The sequence below is a fragment of the Bradyrhizobium sp. CCGB20 genome, assembly GCF_024199855.1.
Lineage (GTDB): Bacteria > Pseudomonadota > Alphaproteobacteria > Rhizobiales > Xanthobacteraceae > Bradyrhizobium.
Genome location: NZ_JANADN010000001.1, coordinates 521,001 through 540,269, shown reverse-complemented (window position 1 = coordinate 540,269; position 19,269 = coordinate 521,001). Strand labels below are relative to the sequence as shown.

Here is a 19,269-nt window from a genome sequence, read left to right as displayed (position 1 = left end):
TCAATGCGCCGTTGCTTCGGAGGCGAACAGGAGATCGTGGATCTCCTTCTCCAGCCGGCCGGCGCTGCCATCACCATTGGAGACCTTGTCGACGTCGATCACCTCGGCCTTGACGCGGCCGGGGTGTGGCGACAGCAGCAGGATGCGGTTGCCGATGCGGATCGCTTCCGCAATCGAATGCGTCACGAACAGCACGGTGAATTTGGTCTCGCTCCAGAGCTGGAGCAGCTCGTCCTGGCAGGTTCGGCGCGTCAGCGCATCGAGCGCGGCGAACGGCTCGTCCATCAGCAGGATGTCAGGCTCCATCGCCATGCCGCGCGCGATCGCAACGCGCTGCTTCATGCCGCCCGACAGTGTATGCGGATAGGCATCGACCACGCGGGTGAGGCCGACCTTCTCGATATAGGCCCGCGCCCGCATCTCGGCGTCCTTGCGCGACAGCTTCCGCGCGGTCAGCAGCGGAAACATCACGTTGGCCAGCACGCTCTTCCAGGGCAGCAGCTGGTCGAACTCCTGGAAGATCATCATGCGGTCGGCGCCGGGACCGTGGATCTCGCGATCGCCAATGGTCATGCGTCCCTCACTCGGCGTCATGTAGCCGCCGACGGCCTTGAGCAGGGTCGACTTGCCGCAGCCGGACGGCCCGAGCAGCACGAAGCGGTCGGACTTGTCGACGGTGAAACTCACCCTTTCGGTGGCGGTGACGACGGCGCTGGAGGTCTTGTAGCGCAGCGTCACCCCATTGACGTCGAGCAGCGCCATCAGTTGCCTTTCAGGTCGTGCGCGACCGGGAGATAATAGTCGGTCCAGGCCTTGGGCTGGTTCTTCAGCGTGCCGGTCTTGTAGAGATGGGCGGCGAACTTCATCGTGCCCTGCGGCTCGAGATTCCACTCCATCATGCCAGGCTCCTTCAGGAGATCGAGCAGCTCCTCCACCGAGGTCTTGTCGCCGGTGATCTCCTTGTAGATCTCGACCGCCTGCTTGGTGTCGCTGCGGATCAGGTCCTGCGCCTCCTTGGTGGCGTCGCGCACGGCCTGGATGATCTTCGGATTGGCATCGGCGAATTTCGTCGTGGTGAAGAACTGCGCCTGGCTGAGCGGACCGCCCATCACGTCCGGCGACGACAGCACGACATGCGCGCCCGGCACGTTCTTCAGCTCCAGGAAGGTGAACGGCGGAATCGAGAAGTGGGTGTGCACCTCGTGCTTGGGATTGGACAGCGCCGCATAGGCGTCGGGATGGCCGAGCTGCACCGTGTTGGCGTCGAGCTTCGACCATTGGTCCGCACCGAAAGCCTCGGCGGCCGCGATCTGCAGCACGATCGCCTGGGTCGAGACCTTCACCGTCGGCACCGCGATCTTGTCGGTCGGCCCGAAATCCTTGATCGACTTGATGTTGGCGTCGCGGCTGATCAGCGTCATCGGCTGCGCCGAGGTCGCGACGATGCCCTTCACGCCGCCGCGGGTGCGGTCCCACAGCAGCAGAAGATTGCCGGTGCCGGTGTTGAGGATGTCGACGCCGCCGGCAAGTAGCGCATCGGTCTGTGCGCCGCCGCCGGAGAAGGTGATCCATTTGGTGGTGACGCCGGTTACGCCGAGCTGAGCTGCGTGCTTCTCGATCAGCTTCTGCTTTTCCATGATGTGGCTCGGCATGTAGAAAATGCCGGGCTGGCGCGACAGCGAGATCTCGGATTTCTGCTGCGCATGCGCCGCGGATACCGACAGGGCGGTTGCGGCGATCAGGGTGGCAGCCGCAAGCTTGCTACGAAGATGCTTGATCATTGTTGTGTGTTTCCTCCGGGGTGCCGCGAGCCCGCGTTGACCCTGCTGATGCACTAATATATTAGTGCATCAAAGGCAAGCTCGCGGGACCCGACATGGAAGCAGCCCAACCTTCGCCGCGCGCGGCCGCAAAAACCGCCCCGCGACCCGCCGCCCGGCTCGATCGCGCCCGCCAGGCCGCGCCGCAGGTGTTCGAGCGGCTGCGCAATGCGATCATCGCCCTGGAGCTGCCGCCGGGCGCGCCGCTGTCACGTGCCGAGCTTGCGGGCCAGTTCGGCGTCAGCTCGACACCGGTGCGCGATGCCTTGATGCGGCTCGAGGAAGAGGGTCTGGTCGACGTTTTCCCGCAGCACGCCACCGTGGTCAGCCGGATCGACATCAGCCGCGCCGAGCAGGCGCATTTCCTGCGTCAGGCACTGGAGCTGGAGATCATCCGCCTGCTCGCAGGCAACCACGACGCCGCACTGGTCATCCGCCTGGATCAAGCCATTGCGCTGCAACAGCAATTTGCCAAGGCTGGCGACTTCGAGGCCTTCATGGCCGGCGACAATGATTTTCACGCCCAACTCTATGCTGCCGCCGGAAAACAGGACCTGTGGACGCTGGTGCGCAGCCGCAGCGGACATATCGACCGGCTACGCCGGCTGCATTTGCCCTCGCCCGGCAAGGCCCAGAACATCGTCCGCCACCACAAGCTGATCACGCGCGCGATCGAGGCCGGCGACGCCGATGCGGCGCAACAGCATCTGCGCAAGCATCTGTCCGGCACGCTGAGCGAGCTGGACAAGATCCGGAGCCACTATCCCGAATACCTGACCGATTAGGCGCGCGGACAGGGGCGTGCGCCGGGAATGCATGTGCACGTCAGCATGCATATGGCCGATATCGCCAAGATCGCGCGAGGCGCGGACAGCGTGTCGGCCGCGAAGTGCTTGCAGGATGGGCACAATCCGCGCAACAATTTCGTATTTGACGCTTTGATTTGGGTCGCCGGGAACATCCCTGTCCGACCCGGAGGTTTTTGACGTGGCCAACATCCTGATTGTGGATGACGATCCGGCCGTGCAGATCACGATCCGGCTGATCCTGGAGAGAGCGGGTCACCAAGTCACCGTCGCCGGCGATGGCCACAAGGGACTTGCGCTGGTTGGGGCGAGCCGGTTCGACCTCCTGTTCCTCGACATATTCATGCCCGGCATGGACGGACTGGAGACGATGCGCCACATCCGGGTGCTGCAACCGACCCTTCCGATCGTCGTGATTTCCGGCCGGTCCATCACGCCGGACGCCTATGCCGAGCCGGACTTTCTGAAGATGGCGACCAAGCTTGGCGCGGTGGCAAGCCTGCAGAAGCCGTTCCGGCCGGATGCGCTGCTCGCCGCTGTCGATGGCTGCCTCGCATCCGCGCCGCGATCCGATGCCGGCGCCTGCGGCCGATGACGGGGTGATGTATGTTGCAGCGTAGCAGCACGTTCGGACCCGCTCGCGACGCGGCGCGAAGGACGATATGACCCTCGCAACCCGGCTGGCCATCGCAATGATCCTGCTGGTCGCGATCGCGGTCGCCGCCGTCGGATGGCTCAGCCATTACAGCCTGGAGCAGGCCTTCCTGCCGCGTGTGCTCGACCGTATCGAGAGCCACTCGCGGCTGCTGGCCTCGCAGCTCGAAGCCCATGCGAATGGCGCCCGCGCCGACGTTGCGACGTTCCGTTCCCGTGCGGCCGCGCGTGGCATGATCGATGCCCATTTCAACAACGGGATCGATCCGGTCGACCACCTCTCGGAGAAGACCTGGCGCGACCGGCTGCTGACGCGCCTCGTGGCTGACGTCGGCGCCAACCCGGCCTACGCAAAATTCCGCATCATCGGTGCCGACGGCGTCGAATATTTGCGCGTCGACCGCTCCGGCCCGAACGGGGCGGTGCGTGCCGTTCCCGACGATGCCTTGCAGAACAAGGGCGAGCGCGGCTTCTTCCAGGAGGCGATCAAGCTATCGGAAGACCAGGTCAGCGTCTCCCCAGTCGACCTGGACGTCGACGACGGCGTGCTTCGGATGCCCTACGCTCCGATGTTGCGCGTCGCGGCCCCCCTGTTTGGGGCCGATCATCGGCTGTTCGGCATCGTCGTCGTCAATGTCGACATGCGTCAGGCGTTCGACCGTATCAGGATAGCGATCCGGAACGGAGAGTCGGTTTATGTCGTCGGCCGTAACGGCGATTATCTCGTGCATCCTGACCGCACCCGTGAGTTCGGTTCGCAGCTCGGGAGGCCAACGCGCTGGCAGGACGACTTCCCCTATTTCGCTGCAATGACCGGATCGACCCTGGGTGCGACCCAGGTCGTGCCGGGCAGTGACAACAAGCCGAGCGGCACCGCGATCGCGCCCGCAATCCTGGCCGAGGATCAGTGGGTCGGCATCATCCGCGTCGTGCCCAACGCCGTCTTCATGGCGCCGGCCGTCATCATCGAAAGAACGACCATCACGATCGGCCTCATCGCGGTGCTGGTCGCTGCCGCGCTGGCCGTGCTGCTGGCGCGGTCGCTGACCCGGCCGATCGCGCAGCTCACTGCGGCGGTCGAGTGGTTCGGTCGGGACAATTCCATCAGAATTCCAACCGACGCCCCCGGCGAGACCGGCGTGCTGGCGCGGGCATTTGCCCGTCTGATCGATGAGATGCGGGCGAAGACGGCAGCGCTGGAGCATGAGGTCGAGGAGCGGCGGCGCACGGAGGCCGCGCGCGACCAGCTCGCCGTCCGCGAACGCCTGTTCAGCGCGGCGGTCGAATCCTCCGACGATTCGATCGTCATGCAGACGCTCGACGGCGTCGTCATCGGATGGAATGCGGCGGCCGAGCGCCTCTACGGCTTTACGGCGGAGGAAGCGGTCGGACAGCGGACCTCGATCATCCTGCCGCCCGATCGCCGCGAAGAGGGCAAGGACTATCTTCGCCGGATTTCGCTCGGCGAGCGGATCGAGCACTTCGAAACGGTGCGCCTGCGCAAGGACGGCAGTCCGGTCGAAATCTCGGTGAGCCTGTCGCCGATCCGAGGCGATTCGGGTGAGATCATCGGCGCATCCGGCACGGCGCGCAGCCTGACGGAGGCGCGGCGGACCGAGCGCGCCCTGAAACAGCAGATCGAGGAGCGGCGGCAGCTGTTCGACGCCTCGGAAGATCTGATCATGGTCATGGATTCACGCGGCCATATCGTACAGATCAGTCCCAGCAGCCAGACCGTTCTCGGCTACAGTCCGGACGAGATGATCGGCCGCAGCGGCGTCGATTTCATTCACCCCGCCCATCTCGAGCAATCCCGCGCGGAGATGCGCGCGCTCCGGCGCGGCGGCCACCCGAAGCTCGCCGACACCCGCTGCATCCACAAGGACGGGCGCGAGGTCTGGCTGTCCTGGCTCGGCAACTGGTCGGATCAGGCGAGGCGCTTCTTCTTCGTCGGACGCGACATGACCGAGGCGAGGCGCGCGGAAGAATCCCTGCGCGAAAGCGAGCAGCTCGCGCGCAACATCGTCGAGACCGCGCTCGACGCCTTCGTCCAGACCGATGACCGCAGCACCATCCTGAACTGGAGCTCGCGGGCCGAAGAGTTGTTCGGCTGGCAACGCGACGAGGCGCTCGGCAGGAACGCGGTCGACCTCATCGTCGCCGAGAGCGAGCGCGAGAGGGTGAAGGCCGGCCTTGCGCGCTTCCTCGAGTCCCAGGACGGCCAGACGCTCAACCGGCGCCGCGAGCTCATGGTCCGTCGCCGCGACGGCAAGGAATTCAAGGCCGAGCTGAGCGTCACGGCGCTGAGACGCCGCGAAGGCGTTCTGTTCAACGTGTTCTACCGCGACCTCACCGACAAGATCGCGTCCGAGGAGCGCATCCGCCACGCCGAGAAGATGGAGGCGGTCGGCCAGCTCACCGGCGGCGTGGCGCACGACTTCAACAACATCCTCACCGTCATCACCGGGACGATCGAGATTTTGGCCGACGCGGTGGCGAAGGAGCCGGAGCTTGCGGCGATCACGAAGATGATCGACGAGGCCGCCGGGCGCGGCGCCGAGCTGACCCAGCACCTGCTCGCCTTCGCGCGCAAGCAGCCGCTCCAGCCGCGCGAGATCGACGTCAACTCGCTGGTCATCGACACCGCAAAGCTGTTGCGGCCGACGCTGGGCGAGCAGATCCAGATCGAATCGGTGTTCGAGGACGAGAACTGCGTCGCGATGGTCGATCCCAACCAGCTCACCACCGCGATCCTCAACCTCGCGCTCAATGCCCGCGACGCCATGCCGGGCGGCGGCAAGCTGATCGTGGAGACGGGCGCCGCCTATCTCGACGAGGTCTATGCCAGCGTCAACGATATCCGGCCGGGACATTATGTGCTGATTGCCGTGAGCGACACCGGCACCGGAATCCCTGCCAACATGCTGGCCCGGGTGTTCGATCCGTTCTTCACCTCGAAGGGACCGGGCAAGGGCACCGGGCTTGGGCTTTCGATGGTCTATGGCTTCATCAAGCAGTCCACGGGCCACATCAAGATCTACAGTGAGGAAGGCCACGGCACCACGATCAAGATGTACCTGCCGCCGGGCAAGACGCCCACCGCAGTGAGCGAAGGCGTGATGCCGTCGACGATCGAGGGCGGACAGGAGACGATCCTCGTGGTCGAGGACGACCGGCTGGTGCGCGACTACGTGCTGGCGCAGCTGCATTCGCTCGGCTACGTCACCCTGCAGGCCGCGAACGCCGCCGAAGCGCTCGCGATCGTCGCCAGCGGCAAGCCGTTCGACCTGCTGTTCACCGACGTCATCATGCCCGGCAAGTTGAACGGACGGCAGCTTGCCGACGAGGTGTTGAAGACGCATCCCGGGCTCAGGGTGGTCTACACCTCAGGCTATACCGAGAACGCGATCATCCATCACGGCCGGCTCGATTCAGGCGTCCTGCTGCTGGCGAAGCCGTATCGCAAATCCGATCTGGCGCGGATGATCCGCAAGGCGCTGAGCAGTTGACGCGTGGGCAACGGTAGCCCGGGTGAGCGAAGCGATACCCGGGAACGCTACGCGCAAAGTCCCGGATGTCGCGGCGCTCATCCGGGCTACGAAACGTGACTGCGCCCTACGACGCGCGCTGGGCCGCGGTCATCACGATGCGGATCAGGTCTGCGGCGTTGCGCGCCCCGAGCTTCTTCATGATGTTGGCGCGGTGGTCCTCGATGGTGCGCGGGCTGATGCCGAGCGTGCGGCCGGCTTCCTTGTTGGATGCACCGGACGCGAACTGTTCGAGCACCTCGCGTTCGCGCCGCGTCAACGGCTCGCGCCCGGGGAAATGCAGCGAAGAGAATTTCGGCGACGCGCTCTCTGCCTGCCTGCGTGCATAAGCGCCGATCGCTTCGTCAAGCCGGCCGACGATCTCGCTGCCGCGGAACGGCTTCTCGATGAAATCGAGCGCGCCGCTCTTGATCGCGCCCACCGCCATCGTGATATCGCCCTGTCCGGAGATCATGAAGATCGGCGCCGGATAATCTTCGCCGTGCAGTTCCTTCAGAATGTCGAGGCCCGACTTTCCGGGAATGTGCACGTCGAGCAGGATCGCAGCCGGTGTGCGGTTTCGCGCGACGGAGAGCAGAGCTGCGCCGTCCGCAAAACAGATCACCTCATAGCCCGCGGCCTTCAACACCATCGACAAGGTGTCGCGAACGGCAGGGTCGTCGTCGACCACGAAGATTTCACCACGAGAGATTTGCTCGGCCATTTGCCACATCCAGTTGGCATTACGGACTCGCGTCCGCGCCAACTGTTATGGCGTTCGGCGCGGATTCGGCCCACCCGTATTTGTACGGGACATGGACTTAACGCACAAGTAGCGGCAATGCGCCTAATTGCAGGAGACGGAGAATATCCATGCTAAATTTGGCCGATACACCGCCGCTGGTCGCGACATCCGATGCCGACAGCCAACGATTGATTGCGGCCGACCTTCGCTTGCTGATCGCGCAGATCGAGACCAGCATGCGCCGGATAGCCGCAGCCATGGATCAAGAACACAGCAACGATCCGGAAGGTTCCGCCGACGTCTTCGTCCTCGACGACGTCACGCCGCGTTATGCCTCGGCGAACGCCGCCCTCAACGCCTGCCGGGCGGGCCTCGGCCACGCCCTGCAATGCCTGTCGTCGGAATCCGGCAACCCGGCTTAAATCGCGATCAGCGCGGCGGATCGTCCGCATCCGATCGCATGGCAGCTCCGCGCCTCAGGCGCGGTGCCGTTCCACGATCGCGTCGGTGGCGACGCCACCCCAGGTGTGCATCGCCGGCAGCCCCATCGCGGTCTTGCCGAGATTGGCGAGGCTGATGCGCAGCGCCGCGAGATCGAGCGGCTTCGGCAGGCCCTGGAGCTGGATCCCGACGGAACGCGCGAAGCTGCGGGCGGCGCTGCGGCGCTTGCCGTCCATGCCGCTGATGACGATCACGGCGCCTGCGAATTTCGCGGCCGCCATCTCGCGCAGCACGTCGATGCCGTCGCCATCCTCCAGCACCAGATCGAGCGTCACGCAGTCGAAGCGCGCCGCGCGGAGCTTTTCGATCGCTTCCGCCACCGACGGCGCCACCGTGACTTCATGGCCGGCCTGCTTGGCGGCGACCGTGATCAGGCTGCGCTGCGTGGCGTCGTCGTCGACCACCAGGAGCTGAAGCGCACGCCGCTCGGCGACGTCGGGCAGGTTTGACGGGATGGGGGAAAGGGAACTTCGGGGCATTTCCGTATCCTGAGAATTGAGACCGGCAATGGATACACGGCACGCGCTTAGGCCCCGTAAAGCCGGCCCGGCGAATTCGTCCGGATGTTTTAGCAAATATGAACCAACGTCGCGGAAAACGGCGGCGGGACGCATGCCTGTTTGGAGATCACGCCGCCTCGTCGCGGCCGCCGGCAGCGCCGCGCTTCTTCCGGTTCTTGCCGCGCAGGAACTGGATGTCCATCTCGGCGCCGTTGACGCGCACCAGCTCGCAACGGCGATAGGCGAGCCCGGTCGACGACAGCAGCAGGAAGAATTCCTTCAGGTTCAAGCCCTGGATCGAGCCTTCCACCGTGAGGATGGCGTCGGTGTCGGAAATCGCATTGAGCTTGCAGTCGCGCCGCCACGTGCCGTCGATGGCCATGATGCAGACATCATAGCCGCGGCTGAACGTGACGCGCTCTGCGCCCTTGCCATCCTCGGCCATGCTTATCGTCCCGCCATCACCGCCATGCGCGGCGGCGCACCTGCGACAGCCGGCCTGGCTGCGGCCGCACGCGGGTCGTTCGGCTTGTAGAGGCCGCGACGATCCGGGATCGGCCTGAAAGTATCGGTCAGTCCGACCACCGTTTCGGCGGCACCCAGCACCAGGAAGCCGTCGGGCTCGATCTGGCGGGCGAGGCGGTTGAAGATGTTGATCTTGGTATCCTGGTCGAAATAGATCAGCACGTTGCGGCAGAAGATGACGTCGAAGGTGCCGAGCTGGGCAAAATCATGCAACAGGTTGAGTTGCCGGTGCTGGATCATCGCGCGCAGCTCCGGATTGATCTGCCACGTCTCGCCGGTCTGCTTGAAATATTTCATCAGCATCTGGATCGGCAGGCCGCGCTGCACTTCGAACTGGCTGTAGATGCCGGCCTTGGCCTTCTCGAGCACTTCCTGCGACAGGTCGGTCGCGATGATCTCGACGCGCCAGCCGGTCAGGGCCGCACCCATCTCCTTCAGGCACATCGCCAGCGAATAAGGTTCCTGTCCGGTCGAGCCGGCGGCGCACCAGATGCGCACGCTCCGTCGGCCGGCGCGCGCCTTGATGACCTCGGGCATGATGGTGTCGCGAAAATGATCGAACGGGACCTTGTCGCGGAAGAAGAAGGTCTCGTTGGTGGTCATGGCTTCGACCACGCTGGTGACGAGCGCGCTCGAATTGCCCTGCAGCTTCTGCACGAGCTCGCCGATACCGGAGAGCCCGGCCTTGCGGGCGAGCGGCAACAGCCGGCTTTCGATCAGATATTGCTTGTCTGCGGACAGGTCGAGCCCGGAATGATCCCTCAGGAACTTACGCAGATACTCATACTCGGTCGGGGTCACGGATAGCCTCTCGGAAGCTGTACTGGGAACACTCTGGCCGGAACGCTCCGGCCAGACACTCAGACCATGGCTTGTCCGACCGGGATCAAACCAACTTCAGCGAATTTGTCAGCGATGATGTCTTTGTCGAAGGGCTTCATGATGTACTCGTTGGCGCCGCCGCTGAGCGCCTGGGCGATGTGCGCCACGTTGTTCTCGGTGGTGCAGAACACCACCTTCGGCTGGTCGCCGCCGGGCAGGCGGCGCATGTGGCCCATGAATTCGAAGCCGTCCATCACGGGCATGTTCCAGTCGAGCAGCACCGCATCGGGCAGCTGCCGCCGGCAGATCTCCAGCGCCTTCGAGCCGTCCTCCGCTTCGGTGACTTCGAATTCCAGGCCTTCCAGGATCCGGCGCGCGATCTTTCGCACGACGCTGGAATCATCGACCACCAAACATGTCTTCATTTTGGTTCTCCGGCTTCGATGTTTTCGTTAGCTCACGCAGCGATTTGCACTTCGGTTTTGAGCTCGAGGACGCGATCGACGTCGAGGACGACCATGAGCTGGCCGTCGAGGCGATGGACGCCGCCGGCGAGCTTGGCCATGCGGGGATCGAGGTTGACGGGGTTTTCTTCCATGCCGGCCTCGGGCAGGCGCAGGACCTCGCCGATCTGGTCGATCAGCAGGCCATAGGATTCCCCGCGCAGGTCGACGCCGACCGCCATCGGGGTCTTGCCGTCCTCGTCCCTGGGCAGGCCAAGGCGCGAACGCATGTCGACCACGGTGACGATGCGGCCGCGCAGGTTCAGCACGCCCGCGATCTCGCGCGAGGACAGCGGCACGCGGGTGACGCGCTCGGGCATGAACACGTCCTGGACGCGGGAGATCGGCAGGCCGAACAGCTGACCGCCGATCATCGCGGTGACGTATTCGACCATGGCGCCTTCGCTGGACTGGGTCTTGTTGCTCATCTCGGTATCTCCTCGTCCCGTTTAGGCCGCGGCCCGGTTCAGCTCGGAGGCGCCGGCGGCGCCCGCGGTCTGCTCCTTCAACGCCGCGATCAGGCCGGGACGGTCGAACTTGGCGACATAGTCGTGGAAGCCGGCCTGTCGGCCGCGCTCGATCGCCGCCGGCGACACCAGCGCGGAGAGACCGATGATCGGCATCGAGCCCAGATTGTTGTCGGAGCGGATCACTTCCGCGAACTCGAACCCGTTCATGTCGGGCATCTCGATGTCGGTCAGGACCACGTCGAAGGTTTGCGCGCGCAGCGCCGCGAGGCCCTCCTGCGCGGTCGGCGCGGTGCGGACGCGGTAGCCGGCCGCCTTCAGCACCGGGGCCAGCATGTTGCGGAAGAACGCGCTGTCGTCGACCAGCAGCACCGATTGCGAGTGCATCGACGGCTTCATCTCCTTGCGGGTGAACCAGTCGGCGAACGCCATCGGCAGGAAGTGGCCGACGTCGATCACCTCGGTAGCCTGGCCCTTGATCACGGCCGAGCCGAGAATGCCGGAGGAGGAGCCGCCGACCTCGATGTTGAGCCGTTCCTCGACGATGTCGATGATCTCGTCGACGACGAGGCCCATGGAGCGGCCGTCGTCGGCGAACACCAGGATCGGCTGGGCGCCCTGGCTCGCAATGGTGACGCTCTCCATGGCGACGAGCGGCATCAGCTGCTCGCGGTACTGCACCATGTAGCGGCCGTTGCTGAACTCGATCTTGTCGGCCGGAAGCTCTTCGAGGCGGGTGACGAGCCCGAGCGGGACCGCCTTGGGCTGCGACGAGCCGGCGCGGAACACCAGCAGCGAGGTGGTCTGCTCGCCCGATCCGATGTGATGCGCGCCGTTCTCGTCGGCCATGTCGTGGGCCGAGGAGCCGGCGGCGCCGAGCGCCTTGGCAATGCCGTTGGGGTCGATGATCATGATGACCGCGCCATCGCCCAGAATGGTGTTGCCGGAGAACATGTCGATGTGACGCAGCTTCGTCGACATCGGCTTGACCACGATTTCTTCGGTGTGGAACACACCGTCGACGACGATACCGAAGGTCTGGCTGCCGACCTGGGTCACCACGATAAAACCGTTCTCGGGATCGGAGGCGGCACCGTCGTCGATCTTGAGCAGCTTCTTGAGGTGGATCAGCGGCAGCAGCTTGTTGCGCAGGCGAAGGACCGCGGTGTCCTTGATGCGCTCGATGCGGTGCTCGGAGTTGGCGCGGGCCCGCACCAGCTCGACGACCGAGAGCTGCGGGATCGCAAAGCGGTCGCCGGCGGCCTCGACGATCAGCGCCGAGACGATGGCCAAGGTCAGCGGGATCTTGATGGTGACGGAGGAGCCTTCACCGGCGACCGACTTGATGTCGATGGTGCCGCCGATCTGGTCGATATTGGTGCGCACCACGTCCATGCCGACGCCGCGGCCCGAGACCGACGTGATGGCGGCCGCGGTCGAGAAGCCCGGCGCGAAGATGAACTTGTGGATCTGGGCTTCGCTCATCTTCTCGAGCTCGGCCTCGGTGACGAGACCCGAGGAGATCGCCTTGGCCTTGATCTTCTCGGTGTTGAGGCCGCGGCCGTTGTCGGCGATGCAGATGATGATGTGGCCGCCCTCGTGATAGGCGGACAGGCGGATGGTGCCCTGCTCGCCCTTGCCGGAGGCCAGACGCTCGGCGGGGGTCTCGAGGCCATGGTCGGCGGAGTTGCGCACCATGTGGGTGAGCGGGTCCTTGATCAAATCGAGCACCTGGCGGTCGAGCTCGGTGTCGGCGCCGTGCATCTCCAGCTCGATCTGCTTGCCGAGTTCGCTCGAGAGGTCGCGGACGATGCGGGGCAGCTTCTGCCAGGCATTGCCGATCGGCTGCATGCGCGTCTTCATGACGCCTTCCTGCAGCTCGGCGGTGACGTTGGACAGGCGCTGCAACGGCACCTTGAACTCGGTGTCCTCGTTGCGCCTGCTGATCTCCAGCAGCTGGTTGCGGGTCAGCACCAGCTCGGAGACCATGGTCATCAGATGCTCCAGCGTGTCCACGTTGACGCGGATCGACTGGTTGGCGATGCTGGCGCCTTCGCCGGCGCCCTCGTCGGCCATCGACTTCTTCGGCGCGGCCTTTTCCTTGGCCGCCTTGGCTTCCTTGACGGTTTCCTTGGCAGCGGGCGCTTCAGCGACCGGCGCGGGTTCGGCCTTGACGACGGGCGCCGGCGCTTCGATCGCGGTCTCGCGGAAGGCGCGCTCGAGCTCGTCGAGCGAGACCTCGCCCGGACGCAGCGGACGCTCCAGGGTCTGGTCGATCAGCGAGCCCGTGGTCATCGCTTTTGCGGGCGCAGGCGCCGCAGCAACGGGTGCTTCCGGCACCAGCGGCGGCGCTTCGGCGACGGGAGCCGCAGCCGGTGCGGCGGCCCCGGCAGCCGGCATCGGCTGCGCCGAGCCTGACATCGCCGCCATGCCCTGCTCGACCATCGCTTCGAGCTTGTCGATGAGGTCGCGGTCGTTGCCCTCGGGCTCGGCTTCGGTGGCTTCGAGACCGGCAAGGATCTCCTTGATGCGGTCGATCGAGGACAGGATCACCGTCACGGCCTGTCCGGTCACCGGCATGCCGTCGCGGAATTTGCCCATCAGCGTCTCGCCGGCATGCGCCAGCGCTTCGAGCCGCGGCAGCCCGAGGAAGCCGCAAGTGCCCTTGATGGTGTGGACGAGGCGGAAGATGTTATCCAGGATCTTGGCGTTGTTCGGCTCCTGCTCGAACTTCACCAGCTGATTGTCGACGGTGTCCAGGCTCTCGCTGGTCTCCGTCAAAAACTCCCGCAACAGATCATCCATGAGCTACGCCTTACTGAGCCGGACTTCGACGCCTGAGCCGCACCTGGAATTCGGCGGAGGCGCGCTGCCGGATCGTTAGACAACCCCTTTCACGGTCCCGTTAATTTCAGCCTCCGTGCTAATACGGATATTGAAGACAAGTTTGCGCTTCGACGGCACGCGATCGCGCCTTTCGACAGCAGCGCCGCCGCATCTCATGCGGGAAAAACCATAGGTAAACGCTCCGATAACAGCACTGCGATTTGCGCGAAAAAATCCTGCCGGCGAAGGGCGATATCCACGGGCCGCGCGAATTGAATCAAATCGCTCGCGATCAGAGTCGCTCACACGGCTCGCGTGCCGGAATCCGCAAGAGCTGCGCTTGCGGTAAACGGACGCTTACTTCGCGGCCACCGCGATTGGTACCGCGCTAACCGAATCGCGCGGCGGCAGCACGATGCTCCGCGAGGCAATCCTTGATGGCGGCGAGTAACGCATCCGGCGTAAACGGCTTGCGAAGGCAGCGCGCGGCGCCGAGCTCCAGCGCCATCCGGTCCCCGGATGTTTGAAAATGCCCGTTCGAGAAAGGAAGCCGCAGCTCTCGGCCGGCGTCCGATGGCGGCGCGGATGCAATGCGCCCGGCCCATGATGGCCCCTTGCCGCTTTTTCCTGCCGCCCGATGCAGGACGAGTCGCCCCGAATTCCCGAGCGAACCAGCGCGCATTTCTGATTTCCGCTGCAAATGCCGCAGGCTGTCTGCCCTCCAACGGGTATATAAACGGCGCCACAACCTTTATAATATGTTTTTATCGTCGTACAACTGGACGAGGCGCAGGGTGCGGCGCCGATCATATGACCGAACGCGCCGGATTGAGCCTGCATGACCGCGAGCGGCCACCCGTCCAACCAGCTGCTGCAAATGCTCGACGTGGCGGATTTCGATCTGCTGCGCCCCCATCTCGCGACAGTCGAAATGGTCAGGGAGTCTGTCTTGGCCGAGGCAGGCACCGCACTGAGATATGTCTACTTCCCGCATGGCGGATCGGTTTCGATCACGGTGGGTCTCTCCGAGGGACAGATGATCGAGGTCGCGATGCTGGGCTGCGACGGCGTCGTGGGCGCCGGCGCAGCGCTTGGCGACGGCATCGCACCGACAGACGCCGCCGTGCTCTTCCCCGGGACTGCTTCCGTCCTCGATATCGCGGCCTTCCGGGCGGTGGCGGGCGCGAGCGCGCAGTTCCGCGGCCTGATGATCCGCCACGAGCAGGTGCTGCTCGCGCATGCGCAGCAATCGGTGCTGTGCAATACGCTGCACCCGGTCGAAGCGCGGCTGGCGCGCTGGCTCTTGCGTGCCCGCGACCTCTCCGACAGCAAGCTGCTTCCGCTGACACAGGAGGTGCTGGCGCAGATGATGGGCGTACGCCGCAACGCGATCTCCCTCGTCGCAAATGCGCTGCAGCGCGCCGGCGTCATTCGCTACACCCGTGGCCAGATCGAGATCGTCAACGAGCGCGCATTGGAAACGACGTCCTGCGACTGCTATGCGGCGGTGAAGGCCTGCCACGAGCGCCTGCTGGAAGGCCCGCGGTGACGATCGCTCGGCGCAACCGGCCTGCATCCCGTGTGGCAATGGGAACCGGACAACTTGTCCCAATTGCCAATATATCCCGACGTGAACATGATGAAACCTCCCCGTGTTGGGAGCAGCCCGTTCGACGTGAATTCTGGGCTGACGAGACGGAGGCAGTCTTGGAAACGATGGTGCGCCCATCCAACGGTTTCCTGTCCGCGCTGTCGGCGGAGGATTACGAATTGATCCGCCCGCATCTGCGCGCGGTCGATCTGCCGCATGAGGCGATCCTGGTGGAGACCGGCGAGACGCTCAAGCGCGCCTACTTTCCCCACCGCGGCGTCATCTCGCTGGTGGTGAAACTCGCCAGGGGCGAGCATGTGCAGGTCGCCATGATCGGCCGCGACAGCCTGCTCGGAACGCTCTCGACCATGGGTGATGCCTGCGCGCTGAATACGGCGATCGTGCTGGTTCCCGGTGCCGCCTCCGTGATGGAGCTCGACCGGCTGCGCGACGCGGCCGACCAGAGCAGCACCTTGCGGACCCAGCTCACCCGCCACGGGTTGGCGGTCTACGCCCAGGTCCAGCAGACCGCGGGCTGCAACGCTGCCCATCCGGTGGAGTCGCGGCTGTCGCGTTGCCTGCTGCACACCCATGACCTCAGCGGCGACTACCGGCTGCTGCTGACCCAGGAGGCGATGGCGCAGATGATCGGGGCGCGCCGCAACAGCGTGTCGCTGGTCGCCAATACGTTGCAGCACGCCAATTTCATCCACTACAGCCGCGGACACATCCAGATCCTCAACCTGGACGGCCTGCGCCAGACCGCGTGCGAATGCTACGCCACCGTGAAGGCCCAGTACGACCGGCTGCTCGGCCCGCGCTGACCGGCACCACGGCTTGGTAAACCGGCGGCTAATGCCGGCCTGCAAACACCGATCGTCCTGCTACCGGACCTGAAATTCGAATGCCGTAGACAGGGAGCGTGCCTCGCGCCGTACCGGCCGCGGGGCAGACCAACCGCGACCAGGACAGGCCATGTTTGAAGTGACCGCCGCACCGATGCAAAGAGCGCTCGATGCCGAGCCCGCGCGCGAGCCGGGTGCGTATGAAGCGCTGGTGCGCGAGATCGGCGAGGACGGGGCCCGTGAAGTCCGTGACGTATTCTGGAGCGAGACCTGCGCGCGCCTGCAACTGTTTCGCACGCTCACGCTCGCACAGCACCTTGCCAGGATCATACGCGAAGCGCATTCGCTGAAGAGCGCGGCCGGGACGTTCGGCTATGTCAGGCTCGCGGCGCTGGCGCTGCGGCTGGAGAAGACCGCGGACAAGCTTGGCGAGGCTGAATTCCGCGACCTGCTGGACCTGATGGATGTCGCCTACGCCGCCGCGCGTGCGCAGGAGCCGCAGGGCTAGAAAAGCGCGCGCCAAGCCCGCCGTACTTCTACGGTTTGGGATTTTCACAGATGGCTAATCATAGGTGGCGATAGTCGCCGGAAACCAGGAGGGTTTCCATGTTCACCTATGAGACTGCGGACCAGAAAGAGGTCCGTCGCTTCCGCATCGCACAGTTCAACGGCCGGACGGCAACGGTGAAGTCTGGCGAGGCGACGGTGACTGGTTTCGTTCGTTCGGTGCTGGAGCAGGAATCGAGCAAGCCGCCGCGCTGGACCATCACGATCATTCCGAACGCGCCAAAGGAAGAGTCGAAGTCGCTGCGGCCGCCGTCGCGCGTGCGCCCTTTCGCCGAGGATTACCTCTGAGCGCGATCGCGGTCGCCCGCCCTTCTGTATCAGGCCAATCCCGGACTTGATCGCCCGCCCGGCGGCGCAGGACAGAACCTCAATCGATCGAGTGCAGCAGCGCCGCACGGACGAGGTCCGCGGTGTTGCGCGCACCGAGCTTGCGCATCGCCTCGGCGCGATGGCTCTCGAACGTGCGCGGGCTGATCTGCATCCGCAGCGCGCCCTGCTTGTTCGAGTAGCCCTCGCTGATCAGCCTCAGCACCTCGCGTTCGCGCTTGGTCAGCCGCTTCTGGCCCGACAGGCCCGGCAACTCGGTGCTCGGCACGCGCTGCGGCTGCGGCGCGCGGGCGGCATTCAATTCCGCCGCCTCGGTCCTGGGCGGGATCGGCAAGGCGTCCTTGTGAGGACCGGCAAGCTGCTTGACCAGGCCGCAAACACGCTCGGTCTGCGCCAGCGCATTCTCCACCACGCGCTGCAGATAGGCTCGATCGCCGGTAACCGGCGCGAGCTGGTCGCTGTGGTGCTTGATCTCGCCCATATAGAGCAGGAGCGCGGTCAGGGGGCCGTTGAGCTCGCGGGCGATGGCGGTGGCCATCTCGTCGGCGGCCTTGGCGCGGGCCGCGTTCAGACGGGCGAAATCGAGCTCTTCGGTCGGAGCAGTGCTGCTTTCGAACCATTCCGACGGCCGCGAATCGGTGGCCGTATCGTTCTGTGACCCCATGTGACTCGTTTAGCGGAACCTGGGCCGTGCTGTGGTTAACTTTTTGCTCCGTAAGACTACGGTGATTTTGGCAGTTTTGTGCTGAAACCCCGGCATAGGCACAATTTATGCTTGTGCGCCCTCACTGCCGACCAAACTGAGGTTGAGGTTTTCGCCCAAAACTTGAGCAGGCAAGGAAAAGCCTCCTTAACCAACACCCCCAGCGGGCGCCCGCGCCTCCCGGCTTTTACGGATAAATTAACAATGACTTGCTTCTCTTGATCACGATTGAGAGCGCGCAAATGCCTCCACGCATGAGGCCTGTAGGCCTGCGGGAAACGCTGCGGAAGATTGCGTGCCATGAACGAGGTCAATCGGCTGTCCGAGTTCTTGCAGAGGCTGACGCCGCTGTCGCGCAGCTGCCTGCTTAGCGAGCTCGAGCGGCTCGAGCTGTGCGGCATCGACATGCCGGGCTCGTCCGACATCCAGGCCAAGTTGCGCGCCGAATTCCGCAAGGACGGATCGACCCAGGCACGCGCCACCAGTCCCTCACGCTATTTCTTCGCGCCGCTCGAACTGCTCCTGATCGACGGCGCGCCCGAGCACGCCAATGCGGGGCGGATTTCACGCAACACGCTCACCCCGATCTGGGAGTGGATCTGCCGCGACCTGCTGCCGACCATGGCGCGCGACTACATCAAGGCGATCAACGACCAGGTCACCGCCAACAACCCGAAGGAAGTGCTGAAAATCGCGTCGATCTTCCAGACCAAGGTCGTCAAGGTCCTCGAGAGCACCCTCGCGTCAGCGGAGAGCACCGAGTTCGCGCGCGCCAAGCTCACGCAATACACCGCCTCGCGTACCGCCTTCGACGACGTGAAGAAAATGCAGCATGTGCTGCGCGCCGGCGACGCGCTGCCGAAGTTCAACGAAAAGCTGCCTGAGAAGATCGCGAAATTCGACGACGGCCAGGTTACCCAGATCACCGCCCAGCTCGATGCCTTCAAGAAGTCGCACCCGGACGCGCTACCCTTTGCGCTGGCGCTGGTGGCCAGGCGCCTGAAGACGTCCTGGCAATTGGTGCGCCTTGCCACCAAGACCGCCGCGAGCAAGAGCGCGGCCGACGTCGCCGCCACGCCCTATGCCTGCGTCGTTCCCATGGTGCTCGACCGGCTCGACGACAAGCGGCTCGCGCTGCGGGTCGCGCTCAGGCACAACCGCGTGCTGGTCGCGCGCGACCTGCTCACCGAAATCTACGACACCGAATATGCGCTCAAGGTCCGCATCGACGGGATCGAGAGTTGCGAATGGGGCATCCGCCTCCAGCAATTGATGGATGCGATCGCGGCGCTGGTGTCCGCCGAGGTGAGCCGCTTCCCCTCGAATGTCGGCCACATTCTCGGCTCGCGCCGGCTACGTAGCCACGACACGCTCGGCGGCAAGCTGTCCTACCTGGCCTGGAAGGGACGCGACGCCGTGCAGGACGGCGCGGCGGCATTTCGCAAATTGATCGGCCAAACCTGATATCGCGCAGCTAGTGAGCACGCGGCAGGCACAGGAAGCGATCCAGGAATCGCCCTGACAGCACGAATCTGAACCA

General features: G+C 64.9%; 19 protein-coding genes and 1 pseudogene. 9 read left to right on the top strand and 11 right to left on the bottom strand.

Annotated features, from left to right (window positions below):
* Together NLM15_RS02525 and NLM15_RS02520 are read right to left on the bottom strand one after the other, a co-directional pair.
* Entirely contained in the window at positions 1–762 is a 762-nt protein-coding gene (locus tag NLM15_RS02525; RefSeq protein WP_254115117.1) for an ABC transporter ATP-binding protein, read from the bottom strand.
* On the bottom strand, positions 762–1,781 hold the full coding sequence (locus tag NLM15_RS02520; RefSeq protein WP_254115116.1) for an ABC transporter substrate-binding protein: 1,020 nt from the start codon (positions 1,779–1,781) through the stop codon (positions 762–764). The genes NLM15_RS02525 and NLM15_RS02520 overlap by 1 nt, the downstream gene beginning before the upstream one ends.
* 95 nt (positions 1,782–1,876) lie before the next feature.
* Between NLM15_RS02520 and NLM15_RS02515 the strand changes: the two genes are divergently transcribed.
* From NLM15_RS02515 to NLM15_RS02505, 3 genes are all read left to right on the top strand, one after another.
* Complete coding sequence (locus NLM15_RS02515) at positions 1,877–2,605, top strand: GntR family transcriptional regulator (protein WP_254115115.1); 729 nt, start codon at positions 1,877–1,879, stop codon at positions 2,603–2,605.
* 202 nt (positions 2,606–2,807) lie between these two features.
* Positions 2,808–3,221, top strand: coding sequence for a response regulator (locus tag NLM15_RS02510; protein WP_254115114.1), 414 nt, complete (start codon positions 2,808–2,810; stop codon positions 3,219–3,221).
* Between the two features lie 67 nt (positions 3,222–3,288).
* Positions 3,289–6,789, top strand: a complete 3,501-nt coding sequence (locus tag NLM15_RS02505; RefSeq protein WP_254115113.1) for a PAS domain S-box protein — start codon at positions 3,289–3,291, stop codon at positions 6,787–6,789.
* Positions 6,790–6,895: 106 nt separating this feature from the next.
* Here NLM15_RS02505 and NLM15_RS02500 read toward each other — a convergent pair whose 3' ends face one another.
* A complete protein-coding gene (locus NLM15_RS02500) occupies positions 6,896–7,531 on the bottom strand; it encodes a response regulator transcription factor (RefSeq protein WP_254115112.1) in 636 nt (211 codons plus the stop codon).
* Between the two features lie 149 nt (positions 7,532–7,680).
* On the opposite strand from NLM15_RS02500, the gene NLM15_RS02495 reads away from it, so the two are divergent.
* Positions 7,681–7,974 carry a hypothetical protein gene (locus NLM15_RS02495; RefSeq protein WP_254115111.1) on the top strand — a complete coding sequence of 98 codons (294 nt, stop codon included), beginning with the start codon at positions 7,681–7,683 and terminating at the stop codon, positions 7,972–7,974.
* Positions 7,975–8,028: 54 nt separating this feature from the next.
* On the opposite strand, the gene NLM15_RS02490 is transcribed toward NLM15_RS02495, so the two are convergent.
* The 7 genes and pseudogenes from NLM15_RS02490 to NLM15_RS02460 all read right to left on the bottom strand — a co-directional run.
* Positions 8,029–8,532, bottom strand: a complete 504-nt coding sequence (locus tag NLM15_RS02490; protein WP_254115110.1) for a response regulator — start codon at positions 8,530–8,532, stop codon at positions 8,029–8,031.
* Between the two features lie 148 nt (positions 8,533–8,680).
* Positions 8,681–8,998, bottom strand: coding sequence for a hypothetical protein (locus NLM15_RS02485; RefSeq protein WP_008565131.1), 318 nt, complete (start codon positions 8,996–8,998; stop codon positions 8,681–8,683).
* A 2-nt stretch (positions 8,999–9,000) separates the two neighbouring features.
* On the bottom strand, positions 9,001–9,879 hold the full coding sequence (locus NLM15_RS02480) for a protein-glutamate O-methyltransferase CheR (protein ID WP_254115109.1): 879 nt from the start codon (positions 9,877–9,879) through the stop codon (positions 9,001–9,003).
* A gap of 59 nt (positions 9,880–9,938) precedes the next feature.
* Positions 9,939–10,325 carry a response regulator gene (locus tag NLM15_RS02475; protein WP_254115108.1) on the bottom strand — a complete coding sequence of 129 codons (387 nt, stop codon included), beginning with the start codon at positions 10,323–10,325 and terminating at the stop codon, positions 9,939–9,941.
* Between the two features lie 32 nt (positions 10,326–10,357).
* The gene (locus tag NLM15_RS02470) at positions 10,358–10,831 is read right to left on the bottom strand and encodes a chemotaxis protein CheW (protein WP_254115107.1); all 474 of its coding nucleotides are present in this window, start codon (positions 10,829–10,831) and stop codon (positions 10,358–10,360) included.
* Positions 10,832–10,852: 21 nt separating this feature from the next.
* Positions 10,853–13,675 carry a hybrid sensor histidine kinase/response regulator gene (locus tag NLM15_RS02465; RefSeq protein ID WP_254115106.1) on the bottom strand — a complete coding sequence of 941 codons (2,823 nt, stop codon included), beginning with the start codon at positions 13,673–13,675 and terminating at the stop codon, positions 10,853–10,855.
* Between the two features lie 409 nt (positions 13,676–14,084).
* Positions 14,085–14,207 (bottom strand): annotated as a pseudogene (locus tag NLM15_RS02460) (response regulator); the annotation flags it as partial.
* 327 nt (positions 14,208–14,534) lie between these two features.
* Here NLM15_RS02460 and NLM15_RS02455 point away from each other — a divergent pair.
* The 4 genes from NLM15_RS02455 (at position 14,535) to NLM15_RS02440 (ending at position 16,987) form a co-directional block, all read left to right on the top strand.
* Complete coding sequence (locus NLM15_RS02455; protein WP_254115105.1) at positions 14,535–15,245, top strand: Crp/Fnr family transcriptional regulator; 711 nt, start codon at positions 14,535–14,537, stop codon at positions 15,243–15,245.
* Between the two features lie 167 nt (positions 15,246–15,412).
* Positions 15,413–16,111 carry a Crp/Fnr family transcriptional regulator gene (locus NLM15_RS02450; protein ID WP_254124125.1) on the top strand — a complete coding sequence of 233 codons (699 nt, stop codon included), beginning with the start codon at positions 15,413–15,415 and terminating at the stop codon, positions 16,109–16,111.
* A 151-nt stretch (positions 16,112–16,262) separates the two neighbouring features.
* Positions 16,263–16,640: an Hpt domain-containing protein gene (locus NLM15_RS02445; RefSeq protein ID WP_254115104.1), complete on the top strand. Its 378-nt coding sequence runs from the start codon at positions 16,263–16,265 to the stop codon at positions 16,638–16,640.
* Positions 16,641–16,738: 98 nt separating this feature from the next.
* Positions 16,739–16,987 (top strand): hypothetical protein, encoded by a 249-nt coding sequence (locus NLM15_RS02440; protein ID WP_254115103.1) that lies wholly within the window; start codon positions 16,739–16,741, stop codon positions 16,985–16,987.
* A gap of 79 nt (positions 16,988–17,066) precedes the next feature.
* Here the strand turns inward: NLM15_RS02440 and NLM15_RS02435 are convergent, their stop codons facing one another.
* Positions 17,067–17,690 carry a LuxR family transcriptional regulator gene (locus NLM15_RS02435; RefSeq protein ID WP_254115102.1) on the bottom strand — a complete coding sequence of 208 codons (624 nt, stop codon included), beginning with the start codon at positions 17,688–17,690 and terminating at the stop codon, positions 17,067–17,069.
* A 339-nt stretch (positions 17,691–18,029) separates the two neighbouring features.
* On the opposite strand from NLM15_RS02435, the gene NLM15_RS02430 reads away from it, so the two are divergent.
* Positions 18,030–19,193 (top strand): hypothetical protein, encoded by a 1,164-nt coding sequence (locus NLM15_RS02430; RefSeq protein WP_254115101.1) that lies wholly within the window; start codon positions 18,030–18,032, stop codon positions 19,191–19,193.
* Positions 19,194–19,269 lie beyond the last annotated feature (76 nt).

Bases quoted from the DNA above. Each gene is read 5' to 3' on its own strand.
- NLM15_RS02525 (WP_254115117.1), bottom strand. From the start codon at position 762: ATGGCGCTGCTCGACGTCAATGGGGTGACGCTGCGCTACAAGACCTCC.
- NLM15_RS02520 (WP_254115116.1), bottom strand. From the start codon at position 1,781: ATGATCAAGCATCTTCGTAGCAAGCTTGCGGCTGCCACCCTGATCGCC.
- NLM15_RS02515 (WP_254115115.1), top strand. From the start codon at position 1,877: ATGGAAGCAGCCCAACCTTCGCCGCGCGCGGCCGCAAAAACCGCCCCG.
- NLM15_RS02505 (WP_254115113.1), top strand. From the start codon at position 3,289: ATGACCCTCGCAACCCGGCTGGCCATCGCAATGATCCTGCTGGTCGCG.
- NLM15_RS02500 (WP_254115112.1), bottom strand. From the start codon at position 7,531: ATGGCCGAGCAAATCTCTCGTGGTGAAATCTTCGTGGTCGACGACGAC.
- NLM15_RS02495 (WP_254115111.1), top strand. From the start codon at position 7,681: ATGCTAAATTTGGCCGATACACCGCCGCTGGTCGCGACATCCGATGCC.
- NLM15_RS02490 (WP_254115110.1), bottom strand. From the start codon at position 8,532: ATGCCCCGAAGTTCCCTTTCCCCCATCCCGTCAAACCTGCCCGACGTC.
- NLM15_RS02485 (WP_008565131.1), bottom strand. From the start codon at position 8,998: ATGGCCGAGGATGGCAAGGGCGCAGAGCGCGTCACGTTCAGCCGCGGC.
- NLM15_RS02475 (WP_254115108.1), bottom strand. From the start codon at position 10,325: ATGAAGACATGTTTGGTGGTCGATGATTCCAGCGTCGTGCGAAAGATC.
- NLM15_RS02470 (WP_254115107.1), bottom strand. From the start codon at position 10,831: ATGAGCAACAAGACCCAGTCCAGCGAAGGCGCCATGGTCGAATACGTC.
- NLM15_RS02465 (WP_254115106.1), bottom strand. From the start codon at position 13,675: ATGGATGATCTGTTGCGGGAGTTTTTGACGGAGACCAGCGAGAGCCTG.
- NLM15_RS02455 (WP_254115105.1), top strand. From the start codon at position 14,535: ATGACCGCGAGCGGCCACCCGTCCAACCAGCTGCTGCAAATGCTCGAC.
- NLM15_RS02450 (WP_254124125.1), top strand. From the start codon at position 15,413: ATGGTGCGCCCATCCAACGGTTTCCTGTCCGCGCTGTCGGCGGAGGAT.
- NLM15_RS02445 (WP_254115104.1), top strand. From the start codon at position 16,263: ATGTTTGAAGTGACCGCCGCACCGATGCAAAGAGCGCTCGATGCCGAG.
- NLM15_RS02440 (WP_254115103.1), top strand. From the start codon at position 16,739: ATGTTCACCTATGAGACTGCGGACCAGAAAGAGGTCCGTCGCTTCCGC.
- NLM15_RS02435 (WP_254115102.1), bottom strand. From the start codon at position 17,690: ATGGGGTCACAGAACGATACGGCCACCGATTCGCGGCCGTCGGAATGG.
- NLM15_RS02430 (WP_254115101.1), top strand. From the start codon at position 18,030: ATGAACGAGGTCAATCGGCTGTCCGAGTTCTTGCAGAGGCTGACGCCG.